Consider the following 12,482-nt stretch of genomic DNA (forward strand, 5'->3'; position numbering starts at 1 on the left):
GAGGTGGTGGGATTCGAACCCACGCAGGCTATTACACCCCTGACGGTTTTCAAGACCGTTCCCTTAAACCACTTGGGTACACCTCCAAAAAAAATATGAAATTGTTGAGCATCCAAAAATAAAAATGGAGGAGGTGGTGGGATTCGAACCCACGCAGGCTATTACACCCCTGACGGTTTTCAAGACCGTTCCCTTAAACCACTTGGGTACACCTCCAAAGCTCATATACAATTGGTGAGCAATCATCTCGCTCGACATGATTTATAGTATCAACTTGGCAAGCAGATGTCAAACCCTTTTGTGCAAAAACATTAAAAAAAACCAAAAAAATCCCGCCTGAATGATCCGTTTCAGACGGGTTGGTTTGTTCATTAGTGAGGCATTTCAATTTTCTCGATACCGCCCATATATGGACGTAGCACTTCTGGAATGACGACTGAACCGTCAGCCTGTTGGAAGTTCTCTAAAATCGCAGCGACGGTCCGGCCGACAGCGAGACCAGATCCGTTAAGCGTGTGGACGAATTCCGGCTTCGCGTTCGCTTCGCGACGGAAACGGATTCCGGCCCGGCGCGCTTGGAAGTCTTCAAAGTTCGAGCAAGATGAAATCTCGCGATACATCCCTTGCGCCGGCATCCATACTTCGATGTCATATTTCTTCGCAGCCGTGAAGCCGAGATCGGCCGTACACATGCTGAGCACTTGATATGGGAGACCGAGACGCTTAAGCACTTCTTCAGCGTGGCCCGTCAAGAGCTCGAGTTGTTCATAAGACTCTTCAGGTTTCACGAATCGGACGAGCTCGACTTTGTTGAACTGATGCTGACGAATGAGCCCACGCGTGTCGCGTCCGGCTGATCCCGCTTCTGAACGGAAACAAGCGCTATACGCCGTATACGTGATTGGAAGTTGGTCTTCCATGATAATCTCGTCACGGTGCATGTTCGTTACCGGAACTTCTGCCGTCGGTACGAGGAAATAGTTCGTATCCGCCACTTTGAATGCGTCTTCCTCAAATTTAGGAAGTTGTCCCGTCCCGGTCATCGCGTCGCGGTTGACCATATAAGGAGGGAGCACCTCAGAATAGCCATGTTCATCGGCATGCATATCCATCATGAAGTTGATGAGGGCACGTTCGAGACGGGCGCCGAGACCTTTATAAAAGACAAACCGGCTGCCTGTCACTTTACCCGCTCGTTCCACATCGACGATTTTCAAATCTTCCATGACGTCCCAATGCTGTTTGAGTTCGAATTCGAACGTCGGTTTTGTTCCGACTTCACGGATGGTGACGTTATCGTCTTCCGTTTCGCCAATCGGCGTTGATTCGTGCGGGATGTTCGGGATACTGAGGAGAATCAAGTTCAATTCGGCCTCGACTTCACGCAACTCTTCATCGAGCAATTTGATTTCGTCCCCGAGGCGACGTGTCTCGAGAATCGGTGCATCCGCATCTTGTTTGTTGCGTTTCAATTCCGCAATTTGTTTTGTCGCTTCATTTCGTTTCGCTTTCTTCACTTCAACCTCATTGATCAAGTTGCGGCGTTTCTCTTCTAACTCCGGGAAACGATCAAGCGCACTCAAGTCTTCTCCTCGATAAGCAAGCTTCGTTTTAATCTCTTCAAAATCTGTTCGTAATCGTTTAATGTCTAACATTCATTATTCCTCCTTTTTCACATAAAAAAGGTGGCACGCCCCTTTCCCGTAGGAAAGGGACGAACCACCTTGGATCCGCGTTGCCACCCTCGTTGCCCGAAATCGGGCCACTCGATGCACGTAACGTGTGCGTAACGTGACTTGTTTCCAAGCCAATGCTCCGAGGCCGATTCGGTTACATCATCCCACTAGTTTGCACCAACCACTAGCTCTCTGTCAGTAGATGACCGTAACGTACTTTTCCCCATCATTGCATCTGTCATTGAATTAGTTTTACTTTACAACATCTCAACTCTATCGACAAGACTCAGTTTTCCGAGCACAAGTCGAATCTCATCTAAAAAGTCCGAGAAGGCACGTGTCATGCGTGTCAAAAACGACGCCATCTCAACCGGTTCGGCCGCAACGAGCGTTCCTTTAGGTGGAAGTTCACCATCTAGATACCGAACGCTTCCAGAAGGCTCGATGGTGACGGTCCCGACCTGTTGATCGGCCGCAATTGGGGCTTTCGTATCCGGAAGATCGTAAGTCGGTTCAGGTACATCCTGCCCTTTCTCGACGAGCACTTCAAAGGCCGACGTCGTGCGCACTTTCGCTGTCTCGACCGCACCTTCAGCGACATGGAGCGTCGCCGGGACGATTTCGCCTGTCCGTAAAATCGGGGTTAAGACGAAGTCTCCATATGCATAGTCGTGAAGAGCTTTCGTGGCAGTATAACGCCCTTGATCGGTCTTCGCTCCGAGAACGACCGACAGCACGGTACGTCCATCTCGCGTCGACACGCCGATGAAGCAGTAACCGGCATCGTCGGTCGTGCCCGTTTTGAAGCCAAGCATACCCGGATAGGCTAAATCTCGACCGGCGAGCATCCGATTCGTCGCTTCGAAGCGGACCCCGTCGATGTCGACATACGCTTGTTTCGTCACATCGAGCACTTCCGGGAACTTCGTCAAATACGCCAAAGCGAGCATCATCAAATCATTGGCCGATGTCAAATTCTCCCCTGGACGTCCCGCTGACACAGAGTCAAGTCCCGATGCATTGGCGAACGTCGTTTGGGTCATGCCAAGTTCGGTCGCCCGTTCGTTCATTTTCTTCACGAATACCCCTTCCGAACCAGAGACGGCCTCGGCCAATGTGACCGCCGCCTCGTTCGCGGAACGAATCAACGCCACATCGTAAAGTTCTTTTACCGTGTACGGTTTATTGACGAGCGGAATCCGAGCCAATCCTGGTTTTCGGGTCAGCGCCAACGCCTTGTCGCTCGGGGTCACTTCTTGGTTCCAACTGAGGTCACCCGCTTCGATGGCTTCTCGGACGAGAAAAGCGGTCATCAGCTTAGTGATTGATGCCGGAGGAAGCATGGCGTCCTCTTCTTGTGAGAACAGGATTTGTCCCGTCGTCATGTCCACGAGCATCGCGCCGGTCGCATCAACTTTAGGTGCCGCCGATGCATCCGTCGGCACGATCATATTTAAAAGGATTGCCCAAACGAGCATCCATCCGATCCATCTTTGTCTCACGGTCTTGCCCCTTTCTATACGTATCTCGTTACAGTGTAGCAAAAAAACACATGAAAAAGGCTCCCTATTTGCTAGAGAGCCTTTCAATCAGGCGAGTTGTCGCTTAGTCGCTTCAACCATGTCCAAGAAATAGCGGTGCATCGACAAGTCATCTGTCAATTCCGGATGGAACGAGCAGGCCATATACTTGTCATACCGAACCGCGACAATCGCTTCCTCGACCTCGGCGAGCACCTCGACGCTCGCTTCGACCGATGCAACTTGTGGTGCTCGGATGAACACTGCTTCGACAGCGTCATCGATTCCTTTGACCGCTAAATCGACTTCAAAACTATCGACTTGTCGTCCGAACGCGTTCCGTTTGACCGTCATCGGGATTTTACGAAGGTGCGCATCATATCCTTCGACTTCAGTCGCGAGCAAAATCAAACCAGCGCACGTCCCGAACATCGGCAATTCCGTGTTCTCACGTAACGGCTCGAGCAACTCGTACCGATCGAGTAAGCGACGCATCGCCGTGCTCTCCCCACCCGGCAAGACGAGTCCATCGATTCGATTTAAGTCATCGATCGAGCGGACGACGAGCGTATTCGCACCAAGTGCTTCGAGCATATGGACGTGTTCGCGAATCGCACCTTGCATTCCGAGTACACCAATCGTAGTCATCTTACCAACCTCGCGGTGCCATGAGTTCTTCTTGTTTGAGCGTGCGGACGTCGAGCCCTTTCATCGCTTCGCCGAGTCCTTTCGACAAGTGCGCGATGCGCTCATAGTCATCATGGTATGTCGTTGCTTCAACGATGGCACGGGCAAATTTCTCAGGGTTCTCCGCTTTGAAGATTCCTGATCCGACAAAGACGCCGTCCGCTCCGAGGTGCATCATGAGTGCCGCATCGGCTGGTGTCGCAATTCCGCCTGCTGCGAAGTTGACGACCGGGAGGCGACCTGCTTCACGGATTTGCATGAGTACTTCAAACGGGGCACCAAGGTCACGCGCTTCCGTCATCACTTCGTCGATGCTCATCGAGAGCAAGCGTTTCACTTGGGCTTGAACGGTACGCATGTGACGAACCGCTTCGACGATATTACCGGTTCCCGGCTCACCTTTCGTCCGAATCATCGCTGCACCTTCCCCGATGCGGCGTGATGCTTCACCGAGGTCACGCGCGCCACAGACGAACGGTGCTTTGTAGTCACGTTTGTAGAGATGGAACTCTTCGTCAGCAGGTGTCAATACTTCGCTCTCGTCAATGAAATCAACCCCCATTGATTCAAGGACACGGGCTTCAGCGATGTGACCGATGCGGCACTTCGCCATGACTGGTACCGATACCGCACCCATGACGTCTTCGATGATTGTCGGATCGGCCATACGAGCAACGCCGCCCATTTTGCGAATATCTGAAGGTACGCGCTCGAGTGCCATGACGGCAACTGCACCTGCTGCCTCAGCAATTTTGGCTTGCTCCGCATTGATGACGTCCATGATGACGCCACCTTTTTGCATCTCGGCCATACCGCGTTTTACTTTGTCTGTCCCTACTTGTCTCTTTTCCAAGTGAATCCCCTCCAATAAGCTAGTCTACTTGCAAGTATAAATTGATTTGACTATATTGAAAGTGCCAGTTTTATATTTTTTGAAGTGGTCAGTTTAAACAAAGGACTTCATTTCCCGATTCTCGAATGTTGTAAAGAGTAAAGGAGATGATGGAATGGACCAATGGAACAGTCGTGACGAGGCGCATGGACGAAGCTTTTTCGGGAAAGCCGGAGTGTTTTCACTCCTACTCGTTATCGGATTCATGCTCTATTTTTTCTTTGGCTGACTAGAAAGGACACACCATGGATATGCTCACGTTCTCGCTCGAGGCTGACTCGAGCGTCCCGTTATATGAACAACTCTATTTGCACATTCGACAAGCCATCGTCGATGACACCCTCACCACCGGGACAAAACTTCCGTCCAAACGTAAGTTAGGCGAGTTTTTAGATGTATCACAAACGACAGTTGAACTGGCTTATGCCCAGCTGCTCGCGGAAGGATATATCGAGTCGTTGCCACGCAAAGGCTTCTACGTGTTACCGCAAGAAGAACTGTACGTCCGGCGCGGCAGTAGCGTCATCGAACCGCTCCCGGTGAAAAAAACATATGAGTTCGACTTGTATCCGAGTCAAATCGACACGACCGCTTTCCCATTCGAACGTTGGCGCCGGCACTTAAAACAAGTCGTCTCGGAAGAACATCACGATTTGCTGTCACTTGGCTCTGTACAAGGCGATTTCGTCCTTCGTCAAGAGATTGCGACCTATCTCTATCATTCGCGCGGTGTGCATTGTTCTCCCGAACAAATCGTTGTCGGATCGGGAACCGAGCAGCTGTTGCCCCAATTGTTAGAACTGTTGCCGGATACCACGACGTTCGGCATTGAGGACCCGGGGTATCCGCTCACCCGCCAACTGTTCGCCCATCAACGACGGACGTTCATTCCAATTCCTGTTGATGAGAGTGGCGTCCGTGTCGATGTGGTGGAACAAGCAGCCATCGATGCCCTTTATGTGACACCGGCCCATCAATTCCCGACCGGAACGATTTTATCGGTCAGCCGCCGTCAACGTCTGCTCAACTGGGCATCGGAGCAGCAAACATATGTAATCGAAGACGATTATGACAGCGAATTCCGTTATAGCGGTAAGCCCATCCCGTCCTTGCAAAGCATGGATCAAAACGAGCGGGTCGTCTATTTGAGCACGTTCTCGAAATCGCTAATGCCTTCATTGCGAATCGGTTATATGGTGCTCCCCCCTCCTCTGTTGAATCGCTACCGGGAACGTTATCGTCACTTCACATGCAGCGTGCCCCGCTTCGAGCAACACACGTTGGCCGAATTTATGGCGACCGGTGATTTTGAGAAACATCTGAACCGGATGCGTAAAACATATCGACGTAAACTTGAAATCATCATCGCCGCTTTCAAACCGTATGAACCGATTGTCTCCATCACAGGGGCGAGCGCGGGGCTTCATGTTGTGCTATCTGTCCAAACGACAAAGTCGAGCGAAGAATTAAAAAGTCTGGCCGAAGCCGCGAGTATTCGAATCAATGCGATGACCGATTATCGCATCAACTCAAGCGATACGGTCCCACAGCTTTTATTCGGGTTTGCCGCCTTATCTGAAGAAGTATTACCCGCTGCCGTCAGTGCACTCATGTCGTGTTGGAACATTGAGAAAGGAAGAGATTGATGAAACGGTCACGCTATTTCGTCGGTGGTCTCCTCTTATTAATCGGTACACTCCTGTTATCCGAATCGTGGTGGAAAGATCAACTCGCGACGTGGAATAGTCAACAAGTGACCGCCGAGATTCAACCGAAACAGCCCGAAACCGGCGAATTTGAGTTTTCAAACGTCGAGCCGTTATCCTGGGAACAACTATTGACTGTGCGCAATCGGTTTCACGAACTACCGACCCTGGGTCTCATTTCTATTCCAGATGTTAACCTCGAACTGCCCATTTTATATGGCCTCGATAACGAGAACTTGGCTGTCGGTGCCGGAACGATGGATCCGTCCCAGCACATGGGAACCGGAAACTACGCACTTGCCGGCCACTATACGCAAAGCCCGACCGCACTGTTCGGGCCACTCCATACCCTCGACATCGGCATGTCTATCTATTTAACCGACATGAAGCACACGTTCCAGTACGAAGTTACTTCCCTAGAGACTGTCCCCCCGACACAAGTTGATGTACTCGAACCAACAACAGAACCGACGATTACACTCGTCACATGCACGTTCGATGCGACCGAACGTTTGATTGTCAAAGGACGCTTCGTGAACCAAACGCCTCTCTAACCGATAGGCGTTTTTATTATTTTTCAAAAAACATATTGTTAGCGCTTACATATTCAGCTAAACTATTCCTGAAACCGTTTGCGCAATTTTAACAATTCGTTGCCCTGTAGACGACACATTCCATGAAAGAGGTGCTTTATGAAGAAGAAAGCGGCACGACAGACGACCACGTTACTTTTATCATCCGTTCTCCTCATCCAAGCCGGCGTCCCGATGAACGCATTGGCTGAACCTGCCACAATCTCGATTGATGGCTTAAAAACGGATTGGGCGAACACGCCAGCGCTCGCCACATCCCCACAGGCGGGTTGGCAAGGATTCGATTTAGGAGACGTCTATCTGCAGAACGATGCACGTAACCTTTACTTTTATGTGGATGCGAACAACGTCCCGAACTGGGGCGACAATGGTCAGTACATAAATATCGCCCTCCAAATCAATGAACAAGATTCAGGCGTAGCGACAAACCCGCTTGGCTATCCGTTCAACTTTAGCCAAACCGATAAAAAACCACAGTATCATATTTTACTTCGCGTCGATGGCGACACGTCAGTAAAAGAAGCTGCTCTGTATGAAGCAGGTAAATCCACACCACTCGCAAACTTAAGCAACTTGAACGGCGCCTCGTTTGCTATTGACCGCACGAAAGGATTTGAAGGCAAAATCCCATTGTCCCTGCTTGGCCTAAGCAACGAGGATACCGTTCGGGTCCTCACGGTACTCAGCGGGAATAACGCTACCGAGCACGGTGCGTTCGACACGATTCCAAGTAATGCGGCCAATAAAGTCGCCGATAGTTGGAACGTTTCGGCTACTCCGTCGACACAATCGGTATATAGCCCAGCCTTCACGTTAAGCGGTGTCGAGACGGTCAGTCAACTCGAAGTGACAGCAGTCACACCGGCCAATCAATCGGAACAAGTGGACATCAAATCCCCAATCACTTGGACGTTCAATGAGCCTGTGTCGTTAGACGCTTCGAACATCAGCTTGATGAATGGCGAGACAGCTGTACCGTTCACGGCTGAAGCGAGCGGATCGACAGTGACCGTCACACCGACCGAAGCACTCGGCTTGAATCAAACATATACCGCCATCCTTCCCGCGGGCGCTGTGAAAGGAAACCTGTCGAACACGACGTTACCAGCATTGACGACGTCATTTAAAACCATCACTGAAATCGCCGATCCATGGAAAACACAACGCTACATCGAGATGTTGTACGTCCGGGCCGACAACGATTATACCGATTGGAATTTATGGACGTGGAGCACTGGTGCCAAAGATGGCCAAGTAGATCCATACAAAATCACTGAAGAAGGTGCCGTCTTCCGTATCCCGGTCGGAAAAGATGCGACCAACGTAGGCTTTGTCATCCGCAAAGGCACGGATTGGGCCGTGAAGGATGGTTACGGGGAAGACCGTTATGTGAAACTCGGCAATGATCGAGTCACAAAGGTCGTCGTCGAGAGCGGAAAAGGAACGTTCCACCAAGTACCGACGATTCAAGGGCCCGTGTTTGAAGATGGTGCCGTCACGTTCTTCTACCGTGACAAAGCATTGTATGAAGAAGGACAACTCGATGAAATCGACAGCGTCGCGTTAAAAGTCAATGGCACGACATACCCGATGACTTACGAAGCGAAGAACGAATGGTTCCGTCATACGGTAAAATTGCCGGAAGGGGAGCATGATTATACATTCCTTGTCACGAAAGACGGTGTCACGACTGAAGTGAAAGACCCTTACTTTGAGGCGTCGAGCGTTGAATATCGTCGTCCCAACGTCAAATTGACCGCTTCTGTTGCTCCAAAAGCGATTAGTTCTCGAGAAAACGCGGTCGTCCAGGTGAAGCCGACGTTGCCAAAAGGTGTCCAATTACGAGAAATGTACATCGATGCCCGTCCACTCGGTGGACCAGCCAAGCTAGCGGTCGACCCGGCACTGAACAAACAGACGATTGCAGTGAAAGATACTGTCAAACCAGGCAATAAGTATTTGACGATTACGGCGATCGACCAATACGGAAACGTTCATAAGACGAAAACATCGTTGACGGTCCGACCGGTCTCCATGAAAGATAAGCAAGAATTTGATTGGGACGAGGCTCGGATTTACTTCATGCTGACCGATCGCTTCTATGACGGGGATAAAACGAATAATAACCCGAATGGTGAATACTACGACCAAGACCATCTTGAGTCGTATCACGGCGGCGACTTTGCCGGCGTCACGAAAAAACTCGACTATTTGGACAAGTTAGGTATCAATACAATTTGGATCACACCGATCGTCGACAACATTGATTGGGATCTTCGTTACGGTAAAGACGGCTCACAGTACGGCTACCACGGCTATTGGGCGAAAAACTTCGAAAAACTCGATGAGCATCTTGGGGATATGAAGGCATTCCATCGTCTCATCGACGAAGCAAACGCACGAGGCATCAAGATTATGGTCGACGTCGTCCTGAACCACCCTGGCTACGGCATGGAACCAGGAGCTGTCGATACGGGTGCGACAAACTTCCCAACCGATCAAGAGCGCAAGGCGTTTGACGGCATGATTCGTTCGAATCCGGTCGATGGGGATGACTTGAAGATGTCTCTTTCCGGATTACCGGACTTTAAGACCGAAGAGGCTGCCGTCCGTGAACAACTCGTCAAATGGCAGACGGATTGGATTAAACGCTCGAAGACGAAAAAAGGTAACACCATCGACTACTTCCGCGTTGATACAGTCAAACACGTCGATTCGACAACATGGAAGTCGTTCAAAAACGAGTTAACGGCACTTAAACCAGACTTCAAGATGATTGGAGAACATTACGGCGCGAGTGTAAACAACACGGGCGGTTACTTACAGAGCGGCCAAATGGATTCGCTACTCGACTTTGACTTCAAATATCAAGCTGAGCGGTTCATCAATGGGAATATTGATGACGTTGAGAGTGCGCTCCAATACCGCAACACACAACTCTCGAATGAAGCGACGCTCGGACAGTTCCTCAGTAGTCATGACGAAGACGGTTTCCTCGTATCACGTGCCGGAGGAGATGAAGGAAAACACATGGTCGCCGCTTCGCTTCAAATGACGGCGAAAGGTCAACCTGTCATCTACTATGGTGAAGAGGTCGGTCAGTCAGGAAAACATGCCTTGGATATGGATAAAGGCGAGTTCAATGAAAACCGTTATGACTTCGACTGGAAGCGAGTCAAAGGAGAAGGCAAAGCGATGCACACGCACTACCAGAAGCTTCTCAATATTCGTGCTGACTATTCGAAAGTATTTAGCAAAGGAACACGGGCCGTTATCTCGGGTGGGTCTGCGAAGGGATATTCTGTCTTTGAACGAAAACACGGCAAGGACTCGATCCTTGTTGCCTTGAATACGACAGAGGCGAAGCGAACGATTACGTTCCAAACGAACCTTAAGTATAAGACGAAACTTGTCGATCGCTATAGTGGTCGAAACTATGTGGTCAAACGAGATGGCAAAGTCACGGTCAGCTTGCCTGCGCAAGATGATGGCGGTACAGTCATTCTTGTCAACAAAGCTAAAAAATAATAATAAAAAGCCGTTGCCTCTGAATCGAGACAACGGTTTTTCGTTTAACGTGAGTAGTTTGGAGCTTCTTTAGTGATATGAACATCATGTGGGTGGCTTTCTTGCAAGCCAGCCCCTGTCATGCGGATAAACTGCGTATCTTCGCGTAACGCCCGAATGTCAGCTGCCCCACAATAACCCATTCCTGAGCGAAGGCCACCGATGAGTTGATACACCGTATCTGCCAACTCGCCACGATAAGCGACACGACCTTCAATACCTTCCGGCACGAATTTCTTGTCCGCTTCTTGGAAGTAGCGATCTTGGCTTCCACGTTTCATCGAGGCTTCAGAACCCATGCCACGGTATGTTTTGAACTGACGTCCTTGATAGATTTCCATCTCACCTGGACTCTCTTTCACACCAGCGAGAAGACTACCGAGCATTACCGCATGACCACCAGCCGCAATTGCTTTCACGATATCACCTGAATACTTGATTCCACCATCGGCAATGACTGTGACACCATGTTCTCTAGCTTCTGTGACACAATCGTATACCGCTGTGATTTGTGGAACGCCGACACCTGCTACGACTCGTGTCGTACAGATTGACCCTGGGCCAATCCCGACTTTGATGACCGATGCACCGGCTTCAATCAAAGCCCGTGTTGCTTCGGCTGTCGCGACATTCCCTGCAATAATCGGGAGTGTCGGGAACATGTCACGTAACTCTTTTACTTTCTCAATGACGCCGGCTGAATGCCCGTGAGCTGTGTCTACCACTAGAGCATCGACACCAGCATCGACAAGGATTTGAGCACGCGATGCGGCATCTTTCGTGACACCGACGGCGGCTGCAACGAGTAAGCGACCTTGTTTGTCTTTCGCTGCGTGCGGGAACTGTTCGACTTTCTCAATATCTTTTGTCGTAATGAGACCTTTTAACACACCTGAATCATCAACGAGCGGTAATTTTTCAATCCGATGTTGATGAAGAATGCGTTCTGCTTCTTCAAGGGACGTCCCTACTTTTGCGGTGACGAGGTTTTCCGTTGTCATGACATCCGCAATCACTGTCGAGTAATCTTTAATGAAGCGAAGGTCGCGGTTTGTTAAAATCCCGATCAATTTGCGTTCTGTTTCCGAATTAACGATTGGAACACCTGAGATACGGTATTTACTCATCAAGTACTCTGCATCGTACACTTGACGCTCAGGCGTCAAATAGAACGGGTTCGTGATGACGCCGTTCTCCGAGCGTTTAACGCGATCGACGTGTTCTGCCTGCATCTCCATCGACATGTTTTTATGAATGACTCCTAGACCACCTTGGCGTGCCATGGCGATGGCCATCGGTGCTTCTGTGACCGTATCCATACCTGCACTGATGATTGGTACGTTCAACTCTAGACCTTCACAAAGTTTAGTGCTCAAACTCACATCTCTTGGCAAGACATTTGAAAAGCGCGGTACGAGTAACACGTCATCAAACGTTAATCCTTCTTTTGCAAACTTGTTTTCCCACATAAAAATCGATTGCCCCTTTCCCTATCGGACCCGAATCTTTGTTTCGAAATATTTCTGTAATGGTAACAGGTATAGGGCGAAAGTGCAATTCAATTCACGATGTTCAGAAAGTTCAGAATTGTGTTTGTTCCATTCACTTTCATCTTTTAATGTTCGGAATTAGATTGTATGTGTCGCTTACGAATAGAAAATTTAATGGCAATCCACAAAAAAAGACGACCAAGCGGATGCTTGATCGTCCTTCGCGTTGGCCTGGCAACGTCCTATCCTCACAGGGGGAGATCCCCAACTACTTTCGGCGCTGAAGCGCTTAACTTCCGTGTTCGGCATGGGAACGGGTGTGGCCGCTTCGCTATCGCCACCAGACAAGAG

Annotated in this window: 8 protein-coding genes, 2 tRNA genes, 1 rRNA gene and 1 other annotated feature; of the genes, 3 read left to right on the forward strand and 8 right to left on the reverse strand. The window is 50.0% G+C overall.

From position 1 onward, the window contains the following. The 6 genes from KNP02_RS14085 to pdxS form a co-directional block, all read right to left on the reverse strand. Positions 1 to 86, reverse strand: a tRNA-Ser gene (locus KNP02_RS14085). Positions 87 to 125: 39 nt separating this feature from the next. After that, a tRNA-Ser gene (locus KNP02_RS14090) sits at positions 126 to 216 on the reverse strand. 155 nt (positions 217 to 371) lie between these two features. Next, positions 372 to 1,655 (reverse strand): serine--tRNA ligase, encoded by a 1,284-nt coding sequence (gene serS / locus KNP02_RS14095; RefSeq protein ID WP_214710109.1) that lies wholly within the window; start codon positions 1,653 to 1,655, stop codon positions 372 to 374. Between the two features lie 52 nt (positions 1,656 to 1,707). Next, positions 1,708 to 1,915, reverse strand: a binding site (T-box leader). Between the two features lie 18 nt (positions 1,916 to 1,933). Then, positions 1,934 to 3,178: a D-alanyl-D-alanine carboxypeptidase family protein gene (locus KNP02_RS14100; protein WP_233005522.1), complete on the reverse strand. Its 1,245-nt coding sequence runs from the start codon at positions 3,176 to 3,178 to the stop codon at positions 1,934 to 1,936. An 87-nt stretch (positions 3,179 to 3,265) separates the two neighbouring features. Continuing rightward, positions 3,266 to 3,844, reverse strand: a complete 579-nt coding sequence (gene pdxT / locus KNP02_RS14105) for a pyridoxal 5'-phosphate synthase glutaminase subunit PdxT (protein WP_214710111.1) — start codon at positions 3,842 to 3,844, stop codon at positions 3,266 to 3,268. A gap of 1 nt (position 3,845) precedes the next feature. Further along, entirely contained in the window at positions 3,846 to 4,736 is an 891-nt protein-coding gene (gene pdxS, locus KNP02_RS14110) for a pyridoxal 5'-phosphate synthase lyase subunit PdxS (protein WP_021066746.1), read from the reverse strand. Between the two features lie 284 nt (positions 4,737 to 5,020). On the opposite strand from pdxS, the gene pdxR reads away from it, so the two are divergent. The 3 genes from pdxR to KNP02_RS14125 all read left to right on the forward strand — a co-directional run bounded on the left by pdxR (position 5,021) and on the right by KNP02_RS14125 (position 10,602). Further along, positions 5,021 to 6,421 carry a MocR-like pyridoxine biosynthesis transcription factor PdxR gene (gene pdxR, locus KNP02_RS14115; RefSeq protein ID WP_214710113.1) on the forward strand — a complete coding sequence of 467 codons (1,401 nt, stop codon included), beginning with the start codon at positions 5,021 to 5,023 and terminating at the stop codon, positions 6,419 to 6,421. After that, positions 6,421 to 7,035 (forward strand): class A sortase, encoded by a 615-nt coding sequence (locus KNP02_RS14120; RefSeq protein WP_214710115.1) that lies wholly within the window; start codon positions 6,421 to 6,423, stop codon positions 7,033 to 7,035. Before pdxR ends, KNP02_RS14120 begins: the two co-directional genes overlap by 1 nt. A gap of 138 nt (positions 7,036 to 7,173) precedes the next feature. Then, entirely contained in the window at positions 7,174 to 10,602 is a 3,429-nt protein-coding gene (locus KNP02_RS14125; protein ID WP_214710117.1) for an alpha-amylase family glycosyl hydrolase, read from the forward strand. Positions 10,603 to 10,646: 44 nt separating this feature from the next. Here KNP02_RS14125 and guaB read toward each other — a convergent pair whose 3' ends face one another. Both guaB and rrf read right to left on the reverse strand, forming a co-directional pair. Next, a complete protein-coding gene (gene guaB / locus KNP02_RS14130; protein WP_034781919.1) occupies positions 10,647 to 12,110 on the reverse strand; it encodes an IMP dehydrogenase in 1,464 nt (487 codons plus the stop codon). Between the two features lie 250 nt (positions 12,111 to 12,360). Next, a 5S ribosomal RNA gene (rrf, locus tag KNP02_RS14135) occupies positions 12,361 to 12,476 on the reverse strand. Positions 12,477 to 12,482: the final 6 nt, after the last annotated feature.

Origin of the sequence: Exiguobacterium sp. s40, from assembly GCF_018617905.1 — a bacterium.
Classification (GTDB): Bacteria; Bacillota; Bacilli; order Exiguobacteriales; family Exiguobacteriaceae; genus Exiguobacterium; species Exiguobacterium mexicanum_A.

Excerpts from the sequence above, each read along its gene's own strand:
- serS (WP_214710109.1), bottom strand. The coding sequence starts at position 1,655 with ATGTTAGACATTAAACGATTACGAACAGATTTTGAAGAGATTAAAACG.
- pdxT (WP_214710111.1), bottom strand. The coding sequence starts at position 3,844 with ATGACTACGATTGGTGTACTCGGAATGCAAGGTGCGATTCGCGAACAC.
- pdxR (WP_214710113.1), top strand. The coding sequence starts at position 5,021 with ATGGATATGCTCACGTTCTCGCTCGAGGCTGACTCGAGCGTCCCGTTA.
- KNP02_RS14120 (WP_214710115.1), top strand. The coding sequence starts at position 6,421 with ATGAAACGGTCACGCTATTTCGTCGGTGGTCTCCTCTTATTAATCGGT.
- KNP02_RS14125 (WP_214710117.1), top strand. The coding sequence starts at position 7,174 with ATGAAGAAGAAAGCGGCACGACAGACGACCACGTTACTTTTATCATCC.
- guaB (WP_034781919.1), bottom strand. The coding sequence starts at position 12,110 with ATGTGGGAAAACAAGTTTGCAAAAGAAGGATTAACGTTTGATGACGTG.